Below are 23,896 nucleotides of genomic sequence, written 5' to 3' on the forward strand. Positions count from 1 at the left end.
ATAGGTCTTAACAAATAGCTTCTTATTCCTTAGCGGATATAACTCTCCTCCCTATACTTGCTCAGGAACAGACACGCAGCAGGAGAGTTCCCCCATGCGCAACGAATCAATTCGCTACCTGATTGTGCCGGGCTGGCAAGGATCGCCAGAAGATCATTGGCAAAGCCATTGGCAGAACAGCCTGCCGAACAGCGCGCGGGTGGAGCAGGCCGACTGGTTGACGCCGCGTCGTGAAGACTGGGTGGCGGCACTGGCCGAGGCGATTGCCGCCGACAGCACGCCAGTGATCCTGATCGCCCATAGCCTGGGTTGCATCACTGTCGCGCATTGGGCTGCCACTGCGCCCGTGCAGTTTTTGCGTCAGGTCCGCGGCGCCTTGCTGGTCGCCCCTGCGGACGTCGAGCGCCCGGCCTGCGCACCGGCCCTGCGCAACTTCGCACCGATTCCAACAACCCTTTTGCCCTTTGCGAGCCAAGTCGTCAGCTCCGACAACGACAGCGCCGTGAGCACACCGCGTGCGTTGGAACTGGCACGCAACTGGGGCGCCGAGGCGGGGATTTTGTCGGGTGCCGGTCACATCAATGTGAAGTCCGGTCATCAACGCTGGGAGCAGGGTTTTGCTTATCTCTATCGCCTGCAAAACCGAATGGAACACCACGCCCTGCGACGCGCTTAAACCTTTTTGTAAAAACGCCCCCCGTCTCCCGGCGGTTTTGGGCGGGAGTCTGCCATGAGTTTTGAAGCTTTCGGTCAGCCACTGCTGACCTTCCCCGACGCAGAAAAAAGCCCCCTCAGCATTCGCGCCAAGGCGCTGGTGTTTGTCGATCCACGCTCCCGGCAATTGCGCCAGGAGCTGGAGCAACTGGCGCCGCGCTCGATCTCGGTGTTGATCCGTGGCGAGACCGGCAGCGGCAAGGAATTACTCGCGCGGCACATTCATCGCGCGAGTGATCGCGGCGGGTTATTCGTCTCGGTCAATTGCGGTGCCATCAGCCCGACCTATGCCGACGCCGAACTGTTCGGTTATGCCGCCGGCAGTTACAGCGGCGCGGCCAGCAGCCGCGCGGGCTGGTTCGGTTCGGCCAACGGTGGAACGCTCTACCTGGATGAGATCGGCGACTTGCCGCTGCCGATCCAGATCAAATTGCTCGCCGCCCTCGAAAACCACGAAGTCACCCGCGTTGGCGCGCCTCAGCCTAGCCCGGTGGATGTGCGTCTCGTCGCCGCCACCAGCATCGATCTGGCACAAGCGGTGGCGGCTGGAAAATTCCATGAACGGCTTTATCACTACCTCAGCGAAGGCCAGCTCGAACTGCCCGCGTTGCGCGAGCGGGTCGGCGATATTCTTTCGCTGTCCGAATATTTCCTCGGCATCTACAGCCAGCGCCTCGACCTGCCGGTGCCGCTGATCAGCGAGGCTGCGCAACTTGTGCTGGAGCGGCACAGTTGGCCGGGCAACACCCGGGAGCTGGAAAACGTCATCCACTTCGCGCTGCTGGTCAGCACCGGTGACGAGATTTTGCCGGAGCATTTGAATCTGCCTGAAGTGCCTGTGTCGTTGGTGCAGATCGAACAGCAACTTCGGCAGATTATCGGAAGCGGTTCCGCCGCCGAGAAAGTAGCCTTGAAACAACTGCTCAAGCAGACAGGGCTTCTGTAGGAGCGAAGCAGACGACGCGATCTATCGGAAAAAACGCGTTCCGTGTAGGAGCGAAGCTTGCTCGCGAACCAGGCGATGCGGTGTGTCAGGGAAGACGCTTTCGCGAGCAAGCTTCGCTCCTACAGGTAAAGCACGCAAGCTAGAGCTGTATGAACAAAATGGAATATCAAAGTGAATAAAAGATATTATTCGGGAATAAAAAATCCCGGTATTGTCCGCTTCACACCAGCGATAGCACTTCGCTGGCACACGTACTAATAGCCGTCGTCGATGACGACCGTGATTTTCGATAAGGACACTGCATGAAAAAGGTTCTGTTGTTCACCGCACTGGCGGCTGCCCTGACTGCGGGCCTGGCCCAGGCTGGCGAGAAACTGGTGGTTGCGGCGACCCCGATTCCACACGCCGAGATTCTTGAACTGATCAAGCCAACCCTCGCCAAAGAAGGCGTGGACCTGGAAATCAAAGTCTTCACCGACTACGTCCAGCCGAACGTACAGGTCGATCAGAAGCGTCTGGACGCCAACTACTTCCAGACCCTGCCGTACCTGAAAAGCTTCAACGAAGGTAAAGGCACTAACCTGGTGACCGTGATCGGTGTACACGTCGAACCGTTCGGCGGCTACTCGAAGAAAGTCAAAACCCTGGCTGAGCTGAAAGACGGCGCAACCATTGCAATCCCGAACGAAGGCAGCAACAGCGGCCGTGCCCTGATCCTGCTGCAGAAGGCTGGCCTGATCGAGCTGAAAGACCCGAAAAACGCCCTGGCTACCCCGAAAGACATCGCCAAGAACCCGCACAACTTCAAGTTCAAGGAACTGGAATCGGCCATGCTGCCGCGTGTTCTGGACCAGGTCGACCTGGACATGATCAACACCAACTACGCGCTGGAAGCAGGCCTGAACCCGGCTAAAGACGCGCTGGTGATCGAAGGTGCCGATTCGCCTTACGTGAACTTCCTGGTGGCTCGTCCGGACAACAAGGACAGCGTTGCCATCCAGAAACTGGCCAAAGCCTTGACCAGCCCGGAAGTGAAAGCATTCATCGAGAAGAAGTACAGCGGCGCGGTACTGCCGGCGTTCTGATTCGCGAGATAAACCCCTTCAAGGTTTCGAGCGCCGACGGCTGGAATAGCGTCGGCGTTTTTTTGTGCCTGCACATTCCATGTGGGAGCGGGCTTGCTCGCGAAGAGGGAGTGTCAGTCGACATTGATGTTGCTGACACGCCGCCTTCGCGAGCAGCCCGCTCCCACAGGGGGGTGATCAGCCCCAAGAACCGGGTCAGGCCACCCTGGCCTCCAGCGCCCTGCGCAACGCCACCAACAATTTCACGATTTCTTGCGGATCCAACCGCTGTGGCACTTTCACGTCAGCCATTTTCTCTTCCTTGTGATAGTTCGGCCAGGGAGTCTGACCAAAAGCTGTGCGTCCTTGGAGGGGCTTTTTGAAAAAAGGATCCCTCCGACAGCTGGAAGGAAAATAGTCGTCTTCCTTCGCCTGGGCAAATCCGGCGGATAGTTTTTTGCGTGATATCAATATGCTTTAACGGTATTTAAATTCTTCTTTTTATACCTTTAGAGTCGGTTCCTGCCGGGTGGTTACCACTGCCCATGGACTGCACCACCGTCGCTTACCCCCGCGACGTCCAGGATGGTCAATGAACTTCGATTACGCTTTTATCCTCAGCACCCTGCCGGCGTTTCTCAAAGCCGTGGGCGTGACGCTGCAGGTCGGCTTGATCGCCATCGGCACATCGTTGCTGGTGGCCCTGATCAACGCAACGATCCTGGTGTTTCGCACGCCCTACCTGCAGCGGCTGGTCGGCCTCTACGTCGAGTTGGCGCGCAATACGCCGCTGCTCATTCAGCTGTTCTTCGTGTACTTCGCCTTGCCGGCATTGGGCATCAAGGTCTCGGGTTTTGCCGCGGCGATCGTCACCATGACCTTTCTCGGCGGTGCTTACCTGACCGAAGTGCTGCGCGCTGGCGTGGATGCGGTGCCACAGGCGCAACTCGAATCCGGCCGCTCCATCGGCTTGTCCCACGGGCAATTGCTGCGCTACGTGATCCTGCCGCAAGCCGGGATTCTCAGCCTGCCGTCGCTGTTTGCCAATTTCATTTTCCTGCTCAAGGAGACCACCGTGGTCTCGGCGGTGGCGGTGCCGGAGATTCTCTACACCACCAAAAGCTACATCGCGCTCTACTACAAAACCTACGAAATGCTCGCCGTGCTGACGCTGATTTGCGTGCTGCTGTTCTTGCCGCTGTCGCTGCTGCTCAGCCGTCTGGAAAGGAGGCTCCAGCATGGCCAGTTCGGGTCTTGAATTGCTCTGGGTGTCTTTGCCGCAACTGGGCAAGGGCGCGGCGCAAACCTTGTCGATTTCATTCTTGAGCATCGCCATCAGCACCGTTGGCGGCGTTCTGTACGGCGTTTTGCGCACGCTGAACGTGAAATGGCTGAACGTGATCCTGCGGATCTACCTGGAATTGTTTCGGGCTATCCCGGTGCTGGTGTGGCTGTACCTGCTGTTTTTTGGCTTGCCGATTTTTTTTGGCCTGAGCATTCCGAGCTTCTGGTGCGCAGTGCTGGTGCTGTCGCTGTGGGGCGCCAGCGAAGTTGGCGAAGTGGTGCGTGGCGCGTTGCATTCGTTGCCGCGCGGGCAGCGTGAAGCGGGGTTGTCGATTGGTTTGGACGGCCCGCAACTCTACGGCTACGTGCTGCTGCCCCAGGCGCTGAAACGCATGACGCCGCCGACCATCAACGTCTACACGCGAATCATCAAGACCAGCTCCCTCGCGGTGCTGATCGGCGTGGTGGACGTGATCAAGGTCGGCCAGCAAATCATCGAACGCACCTATGAATCAGTGCTGATCTACGGTGCGCTGTTCCTGTTTTTCTTTTTCATCTGCTATCCGCTGTCGGCCGCCTCGCGCGTGCTGGAGCGGCGCTGGACGCAAGCATGAGCGCATTGATCGAGTTCAAGGGTTTCAACAAGTTTTTCGGCGAGCAGCAAGTGCTGGACGGTATCGACTTGCACGTGAAGTCAGGCGAAGTGATTGTCATCCTCGGCCCCAGCGGCTGTGGCAAAAGCACCTTGCTGCGCTGCCTCAACGGACTGGAAGTCGCCCACAGCGGCAGCCTGAATTTCGCCGGGCGCGAGCTGCTGGACAAGGGCACCGACTGGCGCGAAGTGCGGCAGCTGATCGGCATGGTGTTCCAGAGTTATCACCTGTTCCCGCACATGAGCGTGCTCAACAACCTGCTGCTCGGCCCGGTCAAAGTGCAGAAACGCGACCGCCGCGAAGCCCGGGATCAGGCCGAAGCCTTGTTGGCGCGCGTTGGCTTGCTGGACAAGCGCGACGCTTATCCGCGTCAGCTCTCCGGTGGCCAGCAGCAACGCATCGCCATCGTCCGTTCGCTGTGCATGAACCCCAAAGTCATGCTCTTCGACGAAGTCACCGCCGCCCTCGATCCGGAAATGGTCAAGGAAGTGCTGGAAGTCATTCAGGGCCTGGCCCGCGAGGGCATGACCCTGTTGATCGTCACCCACGAAATGGCCTTTGCCCGTGCCGTGGCGGACCGAATTGTGTTCATGGATGCCGGGCGAATCCTCGAACAAAACCCACCCGAGATTTTCTTTACGAACCCGCAAACCGCACGAGCGCAGCAGTTCCTGGAGAAGTTCTCCTACGTCGCCGCTTTACCCAAAACGACTCAAACAAAGGAACTGGAACCGCTATGAAAACTGCCAAGACTTCACTGCTGCTACTCCCGCTGCTCGGCCTCGCGTTGCTGGCCGGTTGCAACAAAGCCGAAGAACCCGCCAAGCCTGCGACCACCGCCAGCTATCTGGAAAAAATCAAGGCACGGGACAAGCTGATCGTCGGCGTCTTCACCGACAAACCGCCGTTTGGCTTCGTCAATGAGGCCGGGCGTTATGTGGGTTTCGATACCGACATCGGCCGTCAATTCGCCAAGGACCTGCTGGGTGACGAGAACAAAGTCGAGTTCGTCGCGGTAGAACCTGCCAGTCGGATTCCATTCCTGCAAAGCGACAAGGTCGACCTGATCCTGGCCAACATGACCGTTACCCCGGAGCGCAAGGAAGCGGTGGAATTCACCAACCCGAACCTCAAGGTCGCGGTGCAGGCACTGGTTCCCCAAGCCAGCACGGTGAAAAACCTCGATGACCTGGCGACTCGCACCACCATCGTGACCACGGGCACCACGGCCGATATCTGGCTGACCAAGAATCACCCGGACTGGAAACTGCTGAAGTTCGAGAAAAACTCCGAGTCTCTGCAAGCGCTGGCCAATGGGCGCGGCGATGCTTATGCACAGGACAATCTGGTGCTGTTCAGCTGGGCCAAGCAGAACCCTGGCTACCGCGTGCTGACCCAGACGCTGGGCGCAGAAGCACCGATTGCGCCGGCGGTGAAGAAGGGCAATATCGAACTGCGTGACTGGGTGAATGCCGAGTTGGCGAAACTGGGTGAGGAGAAGTATTTGCTAAAGCTTTACGACCAATATGTGCGTAAAGAGCTGAGCGATGACACCAAGCCTGAGAGCGTGATTGTCGAGGGTGGGAAGTGGCAGGGGTGATGATCGTTCCCACGCTCCGCGTGGGAATGCCTCTAAGGGACGCTCCGCGTCCAGTGACGCGGAGCGTCACGGGCTGCATTCCCACGCGGAGCGTGGGAACGATTAGTAGTCTTCAACCTTTGCAGTGATCTTTCGGACGCCTTCGCGAGCAGGCTTGCTCCTACATTTGACCGAGTTGCACCGGCGGACGGGGTCTAAATGTGGGAGTGAGCCTGCTCGCGATAGCGGTGGTTCAGGCGCCGACTAATCCGGCCAATGCCACGCCGGCTCATCCAGCAACCGCTGCCCGACAATCCCGGTCTGGCCGAGGTTCTTCTCCAGCACAATGCAATTGCATTCCGGATCTTCCTGCAACGCCGAGATCAACCGCCGCGCATGGGACACCACCCACACCTGGCACTGTTCCGACGCCCGGATAATCAACCGTGCCAATGCCGGCAACAGGTCGGGGTGCAAACTGGTTTCCGGCTCGTTCAGCACCATCAGCGTCGGCGGCCGAGGCGTCAGCAACGCCGCCACCAGCAGCAAATAACGCAACGTCCCGTCCGACAGTTCAGCCGCGGACAACGGCCGCAGCAGCCCTTCCTGAAAAAACTCAATCGCAAACCGCCCGCCCTGCAACGGCGCGATATTCAATCGCGCACCAGGGAACGCGTCACTGATCGCCGACTGCAACGCCTCGGGGTCGCCGATTTCACGAATCGTCTGCAACGCGGCGGCGAGGTCACGACCATCGTGATGCAATACCGGCGTGCGGGTGCCCAGTTGTGGTTGGCGCACCGGTGCATCGGCATCGCTGCGAAAGTGATCGTAGAAGCGCCAGCGGCGGATGAACTCACGCAATTGCATGACTTCCGGCGAGGTGCGGAAGCTGCCGACCTGATCGAACAGGCTGTCGAAATTCGGCGTGTGCTGGGCCAGCACGTCCCAGTCGCGACCGACCCGGGCGCGGATCATCGGGCCGTTACGTTCCACCATGAGGCTGGCCGGGCGGTAAAACGGGCCGTTCCAGATGCATTCCTTTTTGATCTCCGGGTCCAGGGAAAACGCGGACAGGCTTGGCTCAGGCAAGCCCAGCGCGATCGAATAGCTGAAATCTTCGCCGGCAAACCCCAGGCGCAGGCGTTTGGCGCCGTGGCGCACGGTCGCCTCGATCGGGACTTCACCGTTGCGCATGCGCCGGGTGATGGTTTCCGGCCCGGCCCAGAACGTCGAATCCAGCCCGCCCTCGCGGGCCAAGGCATTGACGACGCCGCCCTGAGCGGTTTCCGCCAGCAGCCGCAACGCGCGGTAGAGGTTGGATTTGCCGCTGCCGTTGGGGCCGGTGATCAGGTTCAACCGGCCCAGCGGAATCACCAATTTATTGATCGAGCGGAAATTGGCCACCGCGAGGGTTTTGAGCATAAGCGCTTCCTGCTGCAGAGGCCGCCAGTTTGCCTTATTGTCAGTAGCACCGTGATCCCCTGTAGCAGCTGGCGAAGCCCCTGTGGGAGTGAGCCTGCTCGCGATAGCGGCGTTTCAGTCGGCATCAATGTTGGCTGATACACCGCTATCGCGAGCAGGCTCACCCCCACAGGGCTCCGCCAGCTACTACAAGAATTGTGGCGTGATCGCTTTATTTGAAGCCGTCAGGTGCACCCGTGGAACCCTGTTCTAAGCTCACAGTCCTATCGCCATTGGCACGTCCGTACAACGCAAAGGAGTCTGCATGGCTGGTCCCGGATTGAAAATAATGGTTGGCCTGAGCCTCCTCGCCCTGCTGACCGCGTGCGGCGATAAGAAGCCGGTCGAGAAGGACCGCCCACGGGTGTTCGTCCAGGAGGTCAAACCCAAGGATTACGCCGCGTCGGTGACGCTCACCGGCGATGTTCAGGCCCGGGTCCAGACCGAATTGTCGTTCCGCGTGGGCGGCAAGATCATTCAGCGCAGGGTCGATGTCGGTGACCGGGTGTCGGCCAAGCAAGTGCTGGCCAAACTCGATCCCAAGGATCTGCAGACCAACGTCGACTCGGCCCAGGCCCAGGTCGTCGCCGAGCAGGCCCGGGTCACACAGACCGCCGCCGCTTTCGTTCGCCAGCAAAAACTCCTGCCCAAGGGCTACACCAGCCAAAGCGAATACGATTCCGCCCAAGCCGCGTTGCGCAGCAGTCAGAGCGCGTTGACCGCTGCCCAGGCGCAACTCGCCAACGCTCGCGATCAACTGCGCTACACCGCGCTGATTGCCGATGCGCCGGGGGTGATTACTGCGCGTCAGGCCGAGGTCGGCCAGGTGGTGCAGGCGACGGTGCCGATTTTCAGCCTGGCGCGCGATGGTGAGCGCGACGCGGTGTTCAACGTTTACGAATCGCTGCTGGCCGAGGCGCCGGAGGATAAAACCATCGTGGTCAGCCTGCTCGACAACCCGGCGATCAAAACCACCGGCACCGTTCGGGAAATCACCCCGGCCGTGTCCGCGCAGACCGGCACCGTGCAAGTCAAAGTCACCCTCGACGGTCTGCCCGAAGGCATGCAATTGGGCTCGGTGGTGAGCGCCACGGCGAAGACGCCGGGCAAGTTCGCCGTGGAACTGCCGTGGTCGGCGCTGACCAAAAACCTCAGCGATCCGGCGGTATGGCTGGTGGACGGTGAGGGCAAGGCGCAACTGCACACCATCACGGTCGGTCGTTACCTGACCGGCAAAGTGATCATCAGCGCCGGTCTGCAGGGTGGCGAAAAAGTCGTCATCGCGGGTGGCCAGTTACTGCACCCCGGCGTGAAAGTCGAAATCGCCGAAAACACCTACAAGGATTTAGCAGTGGAACCCCAGCCATGAAGCGTCTGTTACTGGTGTGCACCGCGGTGATGCTGGCGGCCTGCTCGGAAAAAGATGCACCGCCGGAGCCGGTACGCCCGGTGCTATCGGTCAAAGTCCAGGCTTTGGATGAGGAAAATCTCGGCCGCTTCGCCGGCAGCATCCAGGCCCGCTATGAAAGCAATACCGGGTTCCGCGTGCCGGGACGCATCGCCAGCCGGAGCGTCGATGTCGGTGCCGAAGTCGAAAAGGGCGCTTTGCTCGCCACGCTGGACCCCACCGATCAACAGAACCAGCTGCGTTCCGCCCAAGGCAATTTGGCCAGCATCCAGGCGCAACTCATCAACACCCAGGCCAACGCCCGGCGCCAAAAGGAATTGTTCGATCGCGGCGTCGGCGCCCAGGCGCAACTCGACATCGCGCAGACCGACCTCAAAACCACCCAGGCCTCCCTCGATCAAGCGCAGGCGGCGGTCGATCAGGCCAAGGACCAGCTCAACTACGTCGAACTGCGCGCCGACCACAAAGCCGTGGTCACCGCGTGGAATGCCGAAGCCGGGCAAGTCGTCACCGCCGGCCAGCAAGTGGTGACCCTGGCGCAGCCAGACATCAAGGAAGCCGTGATCGACCTGCCGGACACCTTGGTCGACCAGCTGCCGACCGACGTCGTGTTTCAAGTTACGGCCCAATTGGACCCGAGCATCACCACCACCGCCATCGTTCGTGAAATCGAGCCCCAGGCCCAGAGTGCGACCCGTACCCGTCGAGCCCGCCTGACCCTGACCGACACACCGCCCGGTTTTCGCCTGGGCACCGCGATCAGCGTGACCCTCAGCTCCGCGATCAAACCACGCATCGAACTGCCCTTGAGTGCGCTTCAGGAGGTCGATGGCAAAACCCGCATCTGGGTCATCGATACGCAGACTCAGACCGTTGCCCCACGAGACGTCAGCCTGGTCAGCCGCACGGATTCAACGATGATCCTGGCCAGTGGCGTGAAGTCCGGTGAGCGGGTGGTCAGCGCCGGTGTGAACAGCCTGAAACCTGGGCAAAAAGTGAAAATCGATGAGGACAGCCCACAATGAAAGGGAGTTTCAACTTATCCGAATGGGCCCTCAAGCATCAGTCGTTTGTCTGGTATTTGATGTTCGTCGCGCTGCTGATGGGCGTGTTCTCGTACATGAACCTGGGCCGCGAAGAAGACCCGTCGTTCACCATCAAAACCATGGTCATCCAGACCCGCTGGCCGGGCGCGACCCAGGAAGAAACCCTCAAGCAGGTTACGGACCGCATCGAGAAGAAACTTGAAGAGCTCGACTCCCTCGACTACGTGAAAAGCTACACCCGTCCCGGTGAATCGACGGTGTTCGTCAACCTGCGCGACACCACCAGTGCCAAGGACATTCCGGAAATCTGGTACCAGGTGCGCAAGAAAATCAACGACATTCGCGGCGACTTCCCTCAGGGCCTGCAAGGGCCGGGGTTCAACGACGAGTTCGGTGATGTGTTCGGTTCCGTCTACGCCTTTACCGCCGACGGCTTGTCGATGCGCCAGTTGCGCGATTACGTGGAACAGGTCCGCGCCGAAATTCGGGAAGTGCCGGGGCTGGGCAAAGTCGAGATGGTCGGTGAGCAGGACGAAGTCCTCTACCTGAATTTCTCCACCCGCAAACTGGCGGCGCTGGGCATCGATCAGCGCCAGGTGGTGCAGAGCCTGCAAACCCAAAACGCGGTGACCCCGGCCGGGGTGATCGAGGCCGGTCCCGAGCGCATCTCGGTGCGCACCTCGGGGCAGTTCGCTTCCGAGAAAGACCTGGCCAACGTCAACCTGCGGCTCAATGATCGCTTCTACCGTTTGGCCGACATCGCCGACATCAGCCGTGGCTACGTTGACCCGGCGACACCGGAGTTCCGTTTCAACGGCCATCCGGGCATCGGCCTCGCCATCGCCATGAAGAAGGGCGGCAACATCCAGGAGTTCGGCAAGGCGTTGCACCAGCGCATGACCGACCTGACTGCGGACTTGCCGGTGGGCGTCGGTGTGCACACGGTTTCCGACCAGGCCGAAGTGGTGGAAAAAGCCGTCGGCGGTTTCACCAGCGCACTGTTCGAAGCGGTGGTTATCGTGCTGATCGTCAGCTTCATCAGCCTCGGCGTGCGCGCCGGACTGGTGGTGGCCTGCTCGATTCCGCTGGTGCTGGCGATGGTCTTCGTCTTCATGGAATACAGCGGCATCACCATGCAACGGATTTCCCTCGGCGCCCTGATCATCGCTCTCGGCTTGTTGGTGGACGACGCGATGATCACCGTCGAGATGATGGTCACGCGCCTGGAAATGGGCGAGACCAAGGAGCAAGCGGCCACGTTCGCTTACACCTCGACGGCGTTCCCGATGCTCACCGGTACGTTGGTGACGGTGGCCGGTTTCGTGCCCATCGGCCTGAACGCCAGCTCGGCCGGCGAGTACACTTTCACGCTGTTCGCGGTGATCGCGGTGGCCATGATCGTGTCGTGGATTGTCGCGGTGCTGTTCGCCCCGGTGATCGGCGTGCACATTCTCAGCGTCAACGTGAAACCTCACGACGCAGAACCGGGGCGCATCGGTCGGACGTTCAATTACGGCATGCTCTGGGCGATGCGCAACCGCTGGTGGGCCATCGGCATCACAATTGCGCTGTTCGTGGCGTCAGTGTTTTCCATGCAGTTCGTGCAGAACCAGTTCTTCCCGTCCTCGGACCGCCCGGAAATCCTCGTCGACCTGAACCTGCCGCAAAACGCCTCGATCGCCGAAACCCGCAAAGCGGTGGATAAGCTCGAAGCGACGCTCAAGGACGATCCGGACATCGTGCGCTGGAGCACATACATCGGCGAGGGTGCGATCCGTTTCTACCTGCCCCTCGACCAGCAATTGCAGAACCCGTACTACGCGCAATTGGTGATCGTCAGCAAAGGCCTGGAATCGCGTAACGTCCTCAGCCAGCGCTTGCGCGAGCGGCTGCGCAAAGATTTTGTCGGTATCGGCAGCTACGTCCAGGCGCTGGAAATGGGCCCGCCGGTGGGTCGCCCGATTCAGTATCGGGTCAGCGGCAAGGACATCGATCAGGTGCGCAAGCACGCGATTGCCCTGGCCACCGAGCTGGACAAGAACTCGCACATCGGCGAGATCATTTACGACTGGAACGAACCGGGCAAAGTCCTGCGCATCGACATCGCTCAGGACAAGGCGCGTCAATTGGGGTTGTCGTCGGAAGATGTGGCCAACCTGATGAACAGCATCGTGGTCGGTTCGCCGGTCACTCAGGTCGATGACGATATCTACCTGATCAATGTCGTGGGCCGCGCGGTGGACGCGGAACGCGGCACGCCGGAAACCCTGCAGAACTTGCAGATCGTGACGCCGAGCGGCACCTCGATTCCGCTGCTGGCCTTCGCCACGGTGCGCTATGAACTGGAGCAACCGCTGGTCTGGCGCCGCGACCGCAAACCGACGATTACCATCAAAGCCGCAGTGCGCGACGAGATTCAGCCGACCGACCTGGTGAAACAGCTCAAACCCGACATCGATAAATTCGCCGCCAGCTTGCCGGTGGGTTACTCGGTCGCCACGGGCGGCACGGTGGAGGAAAGCGGCAAGGCTCAGGGGCCGATTGCCAAAGTGGTGCCGTTGATGCTGTTCCTCATGGCGACCTTCCTCATGATCCAGCTGCACAGCGTGCAGAAGCTGTTCCTAGTGGCCAGCGTCGCGCCGCTCGGCTTGATTGGCGTGGTGCTGGCGTTGATCCCGACGGGCACGCCGATGGGCTTTGTGGCAATCCTGGGGATTCTGGCGCTGATCGGCATCATCATCCGTAACTCGGTGATTCTGGTGACCCAGATCGATGCCTTGGAGAAAGAGGGCGTTGCACCTTGGGATGCCGTGGCGCAGGCCACGGAGCATCGGCGCCGACCGATTCTGCTGACTGCTGCGGCGGCCAGCCTGGGGATGATCCCGATTGCCCGGGAAGTGTTCTGGGGGCCGATGGCCTACGCGATGATTGGCGGGATCATTATTGCGACGTTGCTGACGCTGCTGTTTTTGCCGGCGCTGTACGTCGCCTGGTACAAAATCCGCGAACCGAAAAAAGAGGTGCAGTAAGGCGAGCGCTTCGCGCTCTATTCGCGAGCAAGCCCGCTCCCACATTTGACCGCGTCAGTCTGGACAACTCGGTCAACTGTGGGAGCGGGCTTGCTCGCGAAGACGCAAGTACAGACACCGCAAGTCTTAAGGCCTTACACCTTACGCCAAACACTCGCCAACCAAGGCTGCTGCTCCCGCGGCAGCCCCGCCGGCCGGTAGTAATGCTCCAACTCCACAAACCCCGCCTCAGTCAGCAATTGCTGCCAAGCCGCAAGATCGTGATACGCCCCATACCGCGGCCCATTCCACCCTTCCTGATTCTCACCCCGCGGATTGGAACTGAATAACACACCACCTGGCTTCAACGCCCCGCGCAACGCCTTCAACACCCGAGGTAATTCCTGGCGCGGGATATGAAACAGCACGGCATTGGCAAAAATCCCATCGAAGCGTTCATCTGGCAGATCCAGCTTCAGAAAGTCCTGTTGCCACACCTCGCAACCACTATCTTCACGCGCCATCTGCGCAAACTTCTCCGACCCATCCAGCCCGACAGCCGTGTGGCCCATGCGCGTGAACGTCTGCAGATCACGCCCCGGCCCACAGCCAAAATCGAGAATGTCGAACGGCGCCTCGCCCTGGATATGCCGCAGCAGGGCATCGATGTTCTGGCTGACATCATGATCGCGAGTGCCCTCGCGAAAACCTTCGGCCACCGAGTTGTAATGGCCCAGGGTGGTGGAGGTGATCTGTTTGAGGTCGTCGGGGGTTTGTTTCATGGTGGGCTGCGCAGGCAATTGGGGTTTGCCGAATATACGCCATGAGGCCGGTGGCTGCTGCGCAGCCATTCGCGGGCAAGCCTCGCTCCTACAGTTGATCGCATTTCCCTGTAGGAGCGAGGCTTGCCCGCGAAGGCAATTTCACTGACGACCGATGACTCAGCCCTGCTTCATCCCCAAACAATCAATGGAACGATCAACCATGGCTTTGGCTATCTCCAGCAGATGCCAAATGGAGAACACCATGGCCCGGTCCGCGCCTTTCAGGTGGTCACCACATTGATACGCCGTGACGGACGCGCAGCGCAGCAGATCCGCGACATAGAGTTGGGTGTCTTCGAAACTCACGTCGTCGCTGACGTTGTAGAACCGCAGCTCATCGGGTGCCGAAGGCTGTTCTCCGGTGAGGTAGAAATCGATGGCGCGATAAAGGGCGGAACGGTCTCTTGGCGGGTCGTCGGCGGGTTTATTTTTGGTGGAGGTTTCGGGAGGTGGATCGGGAACAGATCTTTTCATTGGTAAAACTCCGGTGATTAGTTGGAGCCAACCGATCTCGCGACTAAACGAATTAGGGGTGGCGGCTGCACGCAGGTTAGTCGACCGGACACCGGGAACCGGCGCACCCGAAGGTGCCCTACGCACAGCCACCATAGATTTCAGGCAAAGGAAATGCCTGAGAATGGGTGGCGCTATGCGTCCGGTCCGGGCGACTAAACCCGATCACTGATGAGCAGTGACGGACGGAGACTAGCCACGAGAATCCACCGGCGCAAGCGAGCTGAATGATCTAGGAAACGTCCTGCAAATGAAAGGGAACAGGCCTGTAGGCACGCTGATTTTCCTGTGGGAAATGTTCCCTCCATAGCGAGGGAAATTGCCTGTGCCGAGGACGCTTTTGTGGCGAGGGGGTTTACCCCCGTTGGGCTGCGCAGCAGCCCCTCAAGCCATTCAAAGAGGTGTGTCAGGCAAACCAAGTCGTCAGGTTTTGGGGCTGCTTCGCAGCCCAACGGGGATAAATCCCCTCGCCACAACAGCCCCTTCACCAACAAAAAGTGTTCGCAACAGGTCTAGCGCTTGTTTAGGCCCCGAGCCAACCGATCCCCGCCCAGTTGAATCACCGCCACCAACACCACCAGCAACACAATCACCGTCAACATGATCTGGCTATCAAACCGCTGATACCCGTACCGATACGCAATGTCCCCCAACCCGCCCGCGCCAATCGCCCCGGCCATGGCCGACGAGTTGATCATGGTCACCAGCGTAATCGTGAACCCCCCGACAATCCCCGGCAACGCTTCAGGCAACAGCACATGCCAGACGATGTGCCAGCGCCGGCAACCCATCGCCTGCGCGGCTTCGATCAAGCCGTGATCCACCTCGCGCAAGCTGACTTCCGCAATGCGCGCAAAGAACGGCGTGGCCGCGATCGTCAGCGGCACCACGGCGGCCCAGACGCCGTAAGTGGTGCCGACGATCAACCGGGTAAACGGAATCAGCGCCACCATCAGAATCAGAAACGGAATCGAGCGGAACAGGTTCACGAACGCGCCCAGTGCGCGGTTCAACGCCGGTGCTTCGTAGATGCCGCCCTTGGAACTGGTGACCAGAATCACCGCCAACGGAATGCCCGCCAGCAGCGCAATCAGCGACGACACACCGACCATCAAGAATGTGTCGATGAAGCCTTGCAGCAAGCGATCAAACCACATAACCCAGCACCTCCGCCTGTTGCGCCCAGTGGCCAGCGCGCTGACGCAATTCTTCAGCGCCAAGCGACGAACCTGTTACCGCCAGCAGCAATTGCCCCAGCGCATGACCCTGAATCCGTTCCACGCCACCTTGCAGCAAGCGCACGCGGCCACCGAGGGCGCTGAACAGCGCCGCCAGATCCGGTTCGTCCGTGGCGCTGCCGGTGAATTGCAAACGCAACACCACCGCGGCATCCGAGGACTGCGGTTGCGGGCGCAAGCGGCTTTGCAGTTCTTCCGGCAGAGCGTGTTGCAGCGGCGCGAGTAAGGTTTTGCTGACCTCATGCTGCGGGTTGCCGAACACTTCCCACACCGGCCCTTGCTCGACAATCTGCCCGTGTTCCAGCACCACGACCCGATCACAGATATTGCGAATCACCGCCATCTCGTGGGTGATCAGCACAATGGTCAAACCCAGGCGCTGATTGATCTCGCGCAGCAGGCCGAGAATCGATTGCGTGGTTTCCGGGTCCAGCGCCGAAGTGGCCTCGTCGCACAGCAGAATTTCCGGGTCGTGCACCAAGGCGCGGGCGATGCCGACGCGTTGTTTCTGCCCGCCGGACAGCTGCGCCGGATAGGCCTTGTGCTTGCCTTGCAGGCCTACCAGTTCCAACAGTTCGCGGACTTTCTGTTCGCGTTTGTCCTTGGGCACACTGGCGACTTTCAGCGGCAACTCGACGTTCTGCCACACCGTCTTGGCCGACATCAGATTGAAGTGCTGGAAGATCATGCCGATCCGTCGGCGCAGCGCCACCAGGCGGTCTTCATCGAACTCGCCGATGTCCACTTGATCGATCAGCACCCGGCCGGTGCTCGGTTGTTCGAGACGGTTGATGGTGCGGATCAGCGACGACTTGCCGGCGCCGCTGCGACCGATGATGCCGAACACCTCGCCGCGCTGGATCGCCAGGTCGATGCCGTGCAACGCCGCCACCGGGCCTTGCTGGCCGGTGTAGGTTTTGCCCAGGCCAATGAAGCGCACGTGAGCACGGTTAAGGGCCGGATGCAGTTCAGTGTGTATCGCGTTGTGGGGCTCTGGAATTTCCAGTCGCCGTTGAGTGGCGGCCGTCATCCTCAGCTTTCCCAGCCAGCTTGATAGAGCTTGCCGTGGGCTTTATCCAAGGCTGCACGAACGGCCGGCGAGTGCTGATAGATATCGACGAATTTGATCAGGCGCGGGTCGGTTTTGCTTTTCGGCTGGATCACGAACTGGATCACGTATTCCTTGTGATCGAGGCCGTCGAACAGCAGGGCCGAACCGGCATCGAAGGTCTTCGACAGACGGATGTAGGCCGGGTAGCCCTGGACCAGATCGGCGTCGTCATAGGCGCGCACCAGTTGCACGGCTTCGACCTGAAGGATTTTGATTTTCTTCGGGTTGGCGATGATGTCTTCTTCGGTGGCCTTGTAGCCGACACCCGGTTTGAGGGTGATCAGCCCGGCCTTGGCCAGCAGTTGCAGGCCACGACCGCTGTTGATCGGGTCGTTGGCAATCGCGACGCTGGCGCCTTGCGGCAACTCGTCGAAGCTTTTGTATTTCTTCGAGTAGAGGCCGACGTTGTTGATGATCCCCGGCGCGAACGGCACCAGGTCAAAACCGGCGGCGGCTTTGGCGTTTTCGAGGAACGGGACGTGCTGGAAGTAGTTCACATCAATGTCGCCGGCCGCGAGGCTGACGTTGGGGGCGATCCAGTCGCTGAACTCCACCAGGTCGACTTGCAGGCCTTGTTTTTTCGCTTCCTCGACGGCGGCTTCCAGCGGGATGGCGAAGGCGGCGGTGGTGCCGACCTTCAGCGGCGCGTCGGCAGCGAAGGTGATGGAGCTGAAGAGGCCGAGGGCCAGGGCCAGTGCTTTGACTGGGTGGGAGAGGTGGGTCTTTTTCATGATGGGTTTTCCAGTCAGTGCATAAATTTTGGGTGTTTGGGCGGGCCTCTTCGCGGGCAAGCCTCGCTCCTACAGGTATTGGTCGTTCACAAATGACCGGTACGCTCTGAACCTGTAGGAGCGAGGCTTGCCCGCGATGCTTTTAGCGGCGGAACGCGGATCCGGTATGTTGCTCAGGCAAATACGCTTCACCGTGAAACAGCTTTTCTCGCAAGCTGCCGTCGTCATAAGCCGTCTTGTACGACCCACGCCGCTGCAACTCTGGAATCACCAGTTCAATGAAATCCACATAGCTTTCCGGCGTGACAATCCGTGTCAGGTTGAAGCCATCCAGCCCGGTCTCGGCGATCCACGATTCCAGTTCATCCGCCACTTGTTCAGGCGAACCCACCACCGTGATGTAGCGGCCGCCGAGGGCGTGCTGCTCGAGCAATTTGCGCCGGGTCCAGTCGTTGTTTTGCAGGTTTTTGGTCGCTGACTGGATCGCGTTGCTCTTCACGTACTGGATCGGTTCGTCGATCTCGTATTCAGAGAAATCGGTCCCGGTCGACGCCGAAAAATGCGCGACACCGGCCTCGGCACTTGCATAGCTCAGGTACTCGGCATGCTTGGCCCAGGCCAGTTCTTCGGTGGCGCCGACAATCACGTTCAAGCCCATGAAAACCTTGATGTCTTCGGGATTACGCCCGGCTTCGATGGCGCTGGCGCGGACCTTGTCCACCTGAACCTTGGTCGACGGTTTGTTCTGCCCGCTGATAAATACACACTCAGCATGACGCCCGGCGAACAGCAAACCGCGATCGGAACTGCCGGCCTGAAACAGCACCGGCGTGCGCTGCGGCGACGGCTCGCAGAGGTGATAACCCTCGACCTGATAAAACTCGCCCTTGTGCTCGACCTTGTGCACTTTCGCAGGTAAGGCGTAGATCCGTTGCTGCGGGTCATTCAGCACCGCGCCGTTTTCCCAGCTGCCTTCCCAGAGTTTGTAGAGCACTTCGAGGTATTCGTCGGCCTGGTCGTAACGACGGTCGTGTTCCACCTGTTCGCTCAGGCCCATGGCTTTGGCGGCGCTGTCGAGGTAGCCGGTGACGATGTTCCAGCCGACCCGGCCGCGACTCAGGTGATCGAGCGTCGACATGCGGCGGGCGAACAGATACGGCGGCTCGTACGTCAGGTTGGCGGTGAGGCCGAAGCCGAGGTTTTTCGTCACCGCGGCCATGGCCGAAACCAGCAACAGCGGGTCGTTGACCGGCAGCTGGATCGACTCTTTCAGCGGCACGTCGACGGAGTTTTGGTAGACGTCGTACACGCCGACGATGTCAGCGATGAACAAGCCGTCGAACAACCCGCGTTCCAGCAACTGCGCCAGTTCGGTCCAGTATTCGATGGTTTTATATTGGGTGGAGGTGTCCCGTGGATGCGTCCACAGGCCATGGTTGATGTGCCCGATGCAGTTCATGTTGAACGCGTTGAGCAGGATCTTCTTTTTGGCGTCGGCCATCAGATGGTCCCTCGCAACGGAGGGTTTTCATCGTTGAGGTAGTAATTGCCGACGGCGTGATACTTCCAGCGCACCGGGTCATGCAGCGTATGCACCCGAGCGTTGCGCCAGTGGCGATCGAGACCGTGTTCGATCAGCGTCGCCTGGCTCCCGGCCAGTTCAAACAGCGTGCTGCCGGCGGCGAGGGAAATTTCGGTGCTGATGGCGCGGGCTTCGGCGACGGCAATCGAGGCGGCGGCGACGGTCTCGGCGTTGGAGTTGGCCTGGGCCTTGTCGAGGAATTCGCCGGAGCGTTCCAACAGTGCTTCAGCCGCGTGCAAACGGATGCTCAGGTGGCCGAAGCTCTTGATGGTCAGCGGGTCGTCAGTGGCTTTTTCATGGGTGGCGTCAATCCACGGCCGGGTTTTTGTGCGCACGAAGTGCAGCGCATCTTCGTAAGCAGCGCGGGCGATGCCGGTGTCGATGGCGGCGTGAAGAATCTGCGCCAACGGGCCGACTGGAGTCGGGCGCTCGAAGGCACTTTGAAACGGGATGACGTCTTCGGCGGCGACGTAGACGTCTTCGAACACCACCGAACCGCTGCCGGTAGTGCGCTGGCCGAAACCGCTCCAGTCGTCGATGACGGTCAGGCCTTTGCTGTTGTGGGGGACGAACGCCAGTTGCTGCACGCCGTTTTCATCCACGACCGAGGTCGGAATGCGTTGCGCGTAGATCGCGCCGGTTGCGTAGAACTTGCGACCGTTGATGCGGTAGCCGTTGCGCTCTCCATGCAAATCGGGGGTCAGGCTGGTGACGCGGTCGTGGGCGGTTTTGGTGCCCAGTTCCGCCAAGGCATTACCGAAGCGCTGGCCGGCGAGCACTTCGGCGTACAGGCGTTTTTTCTGCGCTTCGCTGCCGTTCACGCGCAGCACTTCGAGGGCGTAGAAATGGTTCTGCGGGATCTGTCCGAGTGAGCCGTCAGCCTGGGCAATCAACGCGATCACTTTGGCCAGGGTGACGTTGGAAACGCCAGCGCCGCCGTACTCTTTGGGCACGCTGATGCCCCACAGACCCGAGCGGGAAAACACTTCCAGCTCCGGGTGCGGCAGACGGCGTTCGCGGTCGCGCAGGGCGCTGTCGCGTTTGAAGTCTTCGGCCAGATCGGTCGCGACGATCAGGGCTTGCTCATCGCTGGTTATGACCGCGATGTGGTGAGAAAGAGTCATGTGTTTCTCCAGAGATCTGGTCAAAAGTGTTCTGGTCGTTAGATCCAGGAATGCCGTGCGGGCAGCGTGCCGTTGAGGTAATAAGCGCCAACAGCGTGGTATTTCCAGCGCACCGGGTCGTGCAGCGTGTGCACCCGGGCGTTGCGCCAATGACGGTCGAGGTTGAATTCGGCGAGGGTCGCGCGGCTGCCAGCCAGCTCGAAGAGCTTTTCGCTGGCGAGCAGCGAGATTTCGGTGGTCAGCACTTTGGCTTCGGCCACGGCAATCGAGGCGCGCGCGGCGGACTCGGCAGTGAGTGGCGCGGCGTTGACCTGGTCGAGTACTTGCCCGGCCTTGCGCAACAGCGCTTCGGCGGCATGCAGCTCGATTTTCAGTTTGCCGATGTCGGCGATTACGTAGAGGTCGTCGCTGGCCCGTTCGACCTTGGCGTCGATCCACGGCCGGGCGCGGGTTTTCACGAACTCGATGGCGTCGTCGATGGCGCCGCGAGCGATGCCGGCGTCGATGGCCGCTTGAATCAGCTGCGACACGGCGCCCTGGATGTTCGGGCTGTCGTTGATCTTCCAGTTGTCCACCACCAGCTCGGCGTCGACTCGCACGTTGTTGAGCAAAATGGTGCCGCTGGCGGTGGTGCGCTGACCGAAGCCCGACCAGTCATCAACGATGCGCAGGCCCGGTGTGCCACGGCGGACGAAGGCCAGCACTTGCTTGCCGTCGTCGTTCAGCGCTTTGACCGCGACCCAATGGGCGAACAGTGCGCCGGTGGAGTAAAACTTCTGCCCGCTAATGACAAAACCGTCACCGTCGGCGGTGATCCGGGCTTTGAGTTCAAGGGTGTTTTTGGTGCCGCGTTCTGGCCCGGCATTGCCGATGCGCCAGCCTTCGAGCACGCTTTTGAACAGCTGTTTTTTCTGCGCCTCGGTGGCGCTACCGAGTACCAGATTGAGGATGCCAAACTGGTTCTGCGGGATCTGTCCCAGTGCCGGGTCCGCTGCGGAAATGATCGCGAAGACTTCGGCGAGGGTGACGAACGAAACCTGCGGGCCACCGTACTCGCGCGGGATGGCAATGCTGCCTAATCCGCTACAGGTGAACTGTTCGATTTCCGACCACGGCAATTTGCGCTGCCGGTCACGTTTGGCTGCTTGCAGGCGGGCGACTTGCGCCAGCTCATGGGCGGCCTTGATGGCTTGTGCGTCGTTGCGCAAGACTTGCGCGGGCAACAACAACGGGGCGATGTCCAGATCACTCTGAACGATTGCATCTGCCAGACTGGACATCAGTGCCGCTCCTTGGCTGCACGCAATGCCCTGGCGATCTGCACTGGGGTGATTGTGTTCCGGACCATACCTACCTCACATCTCATGGAGTCGCCGCGATGAATGCGGCGAACGAAAATCAAGAATGTCCGGTGGTCCGGTGCATATACCCTAAGCGTGTATAAAAAATTAATAAACTAACTTTTAGGAATATACATAGAAGGGCACTGCTTTCCCCTGTAGGAGCGAGGCTTGCCCGCGAAGGCGTCAGTTCTGACGCACCGCGTTATCGTTCTTCGCGAGCAAGCTTCGCTCCTACAGTAGGACGCAGGGATCTCAGCGTTTGCGGGGTTCGGCGGCCATGAGCAGCTCTTTGGGCCGGGCCTTCAGGTAGGGATTGGCGCAACCGATCTTCAACCTGCGCGGCGGTGCCCAGCCGGAGTTGTTGCCCACTCGATCGAGGATGCAGTAAGTCACTTCCAGCCGAAGGTCTTCGCCGGCTTCGAGGATGATCGCCGGCGGCACCCAGACCTGAATCGGCTCGCCGATATCCCCAGCCTTGAGCTTCGGCAGGTCCATGCGCATGTCGCCCCAGCGCAGAGTGATTTCGTCGTCGACGGCCATGTTCAGGTAAGGCTCGATGGTCAACGGCACGCCGCGCTTGATCTGGTTCGGATTGACCCCCTGACGGCGAATGGTTTCGGGGATGCCTACCAGTGCCAGGTGTTCGTTTTCGTGACCGCACAGCGTCAGCGGCTGGCCGCCCGGGCAATCGAGCTTGATCTGTAACCGGGTGGCGAGCGACAGCGCCGGCCCTTGTCCGACCTGCATGACGCGGTAGTGAATGCAGGAGGCGCCATTGGCGATGAAGCTTTGCGGCACACGCAGGCTGACAACTTCGCCGACATCATCGGCCGTGAGGACGCGGGAGGCGACGTAGCAGTTGTCCCAGAACAGTTCGATCAGGTCGCCTTCGTCCATGCCGGGGTAGGGCGCCACGTCGATCAGCAGATGGGCCGCCGACGTGACATTGATGCCGGTCTTGTGAGATTGCGCCAGGGTAGGGGCCGCAAGTCCGGATGTATTCGAGATGCTTGTCATGGGTTTCTCCTTGAAGCCTTGCAGCGAAGTCCGTTTCTGAAAGATCAAAGGCGTGTATTGCCGAGCAACAAAGTTGATCACTATTTGCAAGTTTAAATAATGACTTGGAACGATGGCTGACGCCTGCTGGCGACTAGATAAGAGTGCGCTTGAATAGGTGTCAATAGAGCCGGCTAGTTAAGTAGTGTATTCAGTGTTATTCAGAAAAATCCTACGCTTTGAAGTTAATAAGCCGCATCGCTCTGTCGAATTTGGCCGCGTATTTATCGATTTTCATGGGTGGGTGGCGGCGACCCTGTGCTCGAAGATGGCGTTGGATTTGGCGAATTTTAGGCGAGGTAAATCTGTTGCAGGACATATATATGTACCGCACGTGGCTGCAGAGAATAATCCATTGTTCGAATGAACGATGAGAGAGTGTTGGAAGATTTTTGCAGCGGGGATAGTTGTCACTTCCATCCATGGAAGTTAACAAGTAATGAAGCGATATTAGTGGCTGGCGTTATTCAGGAACTTGCTGAGAAACTGCTTCGTGCGCTCTTCTTTCGGGTTGGCAAACAGCGCCTTGGCTTCGCCTTGCTCGACGATCACACCTTTGTCGAAAAACACCACACGGTTGGCCACGTCCCGGGCAAAGCCCATTTCGTGGGTGACGATGACCATGGTGCGCTTCTCTTCGGCCAGGCTGCGGATGGTCGCCAGCACTTCACCGACTAGCTCCGGATCGAGCGCCGAGGTAGGTTCATCGAACAGGATCACTTCCGGTTCCATCGCCAGTGCACGGGCAATCGCCACACGCTGTTGCTGACCACCGGAAAGGCGTCGCGGGTAGGCGTCTTCCTTGCCCGCCAGGCCAACCCTGGCCAAGAGTTTTTTACCCAGGGCAACGGCGTCGGCGTGCGGGATCTTCTTCACGATGATCGGGCCTTCGATGACGTTTTCCAGGGCGGTGCGATGGGGGAAAAGGTTGAAGCTCTGGAACACGAAGCCGACGTGCTGACGCAAGCGCCGCACCAGGCTCTGCTGCTGGTTCAACGGGCGGCTGCCATCGATCTCGATGTCGCCGACCTTGATCCGGCCGCTGGTGGGTTCTTCCAGAAAATTCAGGCATCGCAGGAAGGTGGTTTTACCCGAGCCGCTAGGCCCGATAATCGCCACTACCTCGCCTTCCTTCACTTCCAGATCGATGCCGTTAAGCACTACTTGACCCTTGAACTGCTTTGTCAGTTTTTCCACGACAATCATTG

At 59.9% G+C, this 23,896-nt stretch carries 21 protein-coding genes; 10 read left to right on the top strand and 11 right to left on the bottom strand.

Going from position 1 to position 23,896, the window contains the following annotated elements; genetic code table 11:
• The first annotated feature begins 94 nt into the window (after nt 1-94).
• The 7 genes from EYC95_RS11945 to EYC95_RS11975 all read left to right on the top strand — a co-directional run bounded on the left by EYC95_RS11945 (nt 95) and on the right by EYC95_RS11975 (nt 6,261).
• A complete protein-coding gene (locus EYC95_RS11945; RefSeq protein ID WP_131060534.1) occupies nt 95-676 on the top strand; it encodes an alpha/beta hydrolase in 582 nt (193 codons plus the stop codon).
• A 54-nt stretch (nt 677-730) separates the two neighbouring features.
• Nucleotides 731-1,660: a sigma 54-interacting transcriptional regulator gene (locus tag EYC95_RS11950; protein WP_131060535.1), complete on the top strand. Its 930-nt coding sequence runs from the start codon at nt 731-733 to the stop codon at nt 1,658-1,660.
• Nucleotides 1,661-1,962: 302 nt separating this feature from the next.
• On the top strand, nt 1,963-2,745 hold the full coding sequence (locus tag EYC95_RS11955; RefSeq protein WP_027922262.1) for a MetQ/NlpA family ABC transporter substrate-binding protein: 783 nt from the start codon (nt 1,963-1,965) through the stop codon (nt 2,743-2,745).
• Between the two features lie 571 nt (nt 2,746-3,316).
• On the top strand, nt 3,317-3,982 hold the full coding sequence (locus tag EYC95_RS11960; RefSeq protein WP_131060536.1) for an amino acid ABC transporter permease: 666 nt from the start codon (nt 3,317-3,319) through the stop codon (nt 3,980-3,982).
• Nucleotides 3,963-4,622: an amino acid ABC transporter permease gene (locus tag EYC95_RS11965; RefSeq protein WP_131060537.1), complete on the top strand. Its 660-nt coding sequence runs from the start codon at nt 3,963-3,965 to the stop codon at nt 4,620-4,622. The genes EYC95_RS11960 and EYC95_RS11965 overlap by 20 nt, the downstream gene beginning before the upstream one ends.
• Complete coding sequence (locus tag EYC95_RS11970; RefSeq protein WP_131060538.1) at nt 4,619-5,401, top strand: amino acid ABC transporter ATP-binding protein; 783 nt, start codon at nt 4,619-4,621, stop codon at nt 5,399-5,401. Before EYC95_RS11965 ends, EYC95_RS11970 begins: the two co-directional genes overlap by 4 nt.
• On the top strand, nt 5,398-6,261 hold the full coding sequence (locus EYC95_RS11975) for a transporter substrate-binding domain-containing protein (protein WP_131060539.1): 864 nt from the start codon (nt 5,398-5,400) through the stop codon (nt 6,259-6,261). Before EYC95_RS11970 ends, EYC95_RS11975 begins: the two co-directional genes overlap by 4 nt.
• Before the next feature lie 243 nt (nt 6,262-6,504).
• On the opposite strand, the gene EYC95_RS11980 is transcribed toward EYC95_RS11975, so the two are convergent.
• Nucleotides 6,505-7,665: an AAA family ATPase gene (locus EYC95_RS11980; protein WP_131060540.1), complete on the bottom strand. Its 1,161-nt coding sequence runs from the start codon at nt 7,663-7,665 to the stop codon at nt 6,505-6,507.
• 304 nt (nt 7,666-7,969) lie between these two features.
• Between EYC95_RS11980 and EYC95_RS11985 the strand changes: the two genes are divergently transcribed.
• The 3 genes from EYC95_RS11985 to EYC95_RS11995 are packed head-to-tail and all read left to right on the top strand — an operon-like array spanning nt 7,970 to nt 13,187.
• Nucleotides 7,970-9,073, top strand: coding sequence for an efflux RND transporter periplasmic adaptor subunit (locus tag EYC95_RS11985; RefSeq protein WP_131060541.1), 1,104 nt, complete (start codon nt 7,970-7,972; stop codon nt 9,071-9,073).
• Nucleotides 9,070-10,137, top strand: coding sequence for an efflux RND transporter periplasmic adaptor subunit (locus EYC95_RS11990; RefSeq protein WP_131060542.1), 1,068 nt, complete (start codon nt 9,070-9,072; stop codon nt 10,135-10,137). Before EYC95_RS11985 ends, EYC95_RS11990 begins: the two co-directional genes overlap by 4 nt.
• Complete coding sequence (locus tag EYC95_RS11995; RefSeq protein WP_131060543.1) at nt 10,134-13,187, top strand: efflux RND transporter permease subunit; 3,054 nt, start codon at nt 10,134-10,136, stop codon at nt 13,185-13,187. The genes EYC95_RS11990 and EYC95_RS11995 overlap by 4 nt, the downstream gene beginning before the upstream one ends.
• Before the next feature lie 134 nt (nt 13,188-13,321).
• On the opposite strand, the gene EYC95_RS12000 is transcribed toward EYC95_RS11995, so the two are convergent.
• The 10 genes from EYC95_RS12000 to tcyN form a co-directional block, all read right to left on the bottom strand.
• Complete coding sequence (locus tag EYC95_RS12000) at nt 13,322-13,948, bottom strand: bifunctional 2-polyprenyl-6-hydroxyphenol methylase/3-demethylubiquinol 3-O-methyltransferase UbiG (RefSeq protein ID WP_131060544.1); 627 nt, start codon at nt 13,946-13,948, stop codon at nt 13,322-13,324.
• 159 nt (nt 13,949-14,107) lie between these two features.
• The gene (locus EYC95_RS12005; RefSeq protein ID WP_131060545.1) at nt 14,108-14,464 is read right to left on the bottom strand and encodes a DUF6124 family protein; all 357 of its coding nucleotides are present in this window, start codon (nt 14,462-14,464) and stop codon (nt 14,108-14,110) included.
• Between the two features lie 551 nt (nt 14,465-15,015).
• Nucleotides 15,016-15,660 (bottom strand): methionine ABC transporter permease, encoded by a 645-nt coding sequence (locus tag EYC95_RS12010; protein WP_030128490.1) that lies wholly within the window; start codon nt 15,658-15,660, stop codon nt 15,016-15,018.
• Nucleotides 15,650-16,771 (bottom strand): methionine ABC transporter ATP-binding protein, encoded by a 1,122-nt coding sequence (locus tag EYC95_RS12015; RefSeq protein WP_131060546.1) that lies wholly within the window; start codon nt 16,769-16,771, stop codon nt 15,650-15,652. Before EYC95_RS12015 ends, EYC95_RS12010 begins: the two co-directional genes overlap by 11 nt.
• 2 nt (nt 16,772-16,773) lie before the next feature.
• Nucleotides 16,774-17,583, bottom strand: a complete 810-nt coding sequence (locus tag EYC95_RS12020; RefSeq protein WP_131060547.1) for a MetQ/NlpA family ABC transporter substrate-binding protein — start codon at nt 17,581-17,583, stop codon at nt 16,774-16,776.
• A gap of 142 nt (nt 17,584-17,725) precedes the next feature.
• The gene (locus EYC95_RS12025; protein WP_131060548.1) at nt 17,726-19,084 is read right to left on the bottom strand and encodes an LLM class flavin-dependent oxidoreductase; all 1,359 of its coding nucleotides are present in this window, start codon (nt 19,082-19,084) and stop codon (nt 17,726-17,728) included.
• The gene (locus EYC95_RS12030) at nt 19,084-20,289 is read right to left on the bottom strand and encodes an SfnB family sulfur acquisition oxidoreductase (RefSeq protein WP_131060549.1); all 1,206 of its coding nucleotides are present in this window, start codon (nt 20,287-20,289) and stop codon (nt 19,084-19,086) included. The genes EYC95_RS12025 and EYC95_RS12030 overlap by 1 nt, the downstream gene beginning before the upstream one ends.
• A 38-nt stretch (nt 20,290-20,327) precedes the next feature.
• Complete coding sequence (locus EYC95_RS12035) at nt 20,328-21,569, bottom strand: SfnB family sulfur acquisition oxidoreductase (protein WP_131060550.1); 1,242 nt, start codon at nt 21,567-21,569, stop codon at nt 20,328-20,330.
• 315 nt (nt 21,570-21,884) lie between these two features.
• A complete protein-coding gene (locus EYC95_RS12040; protein ID WP_131060551.1) occupies nt 21,885-22,649 on the bottom strand; it encodes a hypothetical protein in 765 nt (254 codons plus the stop codon).
• Between the two features lie 489 nt (nt 22,650-23,138).
• Nucleotides 23,139-23,894 (bottom strand): L-cystine ABC transporter ATP-binding protein TcyN, encoded by a 756-nt coding sequence (gene tcyN / locus EYC95_RS12045; protein WP_131060552.1) that lies wholly within the window; start codon nt 23,892-23,894, stop codon nt 23,139-23,141.
• Between the last annotated feature and the right edge of the window lie 2 nt (nt 23,895-23,896).

Source organism: Pseudomonas sp. BGI-2, from assembly GCF_004310295.1.
In the GTDB taxonomy this organism is placed as follows: domain Bacteria; phylum Pseudomonadota; class Gammaproteobacteria; order Pseudomonadales; family Pseudomonadaceae; genus Aquipseudomonas.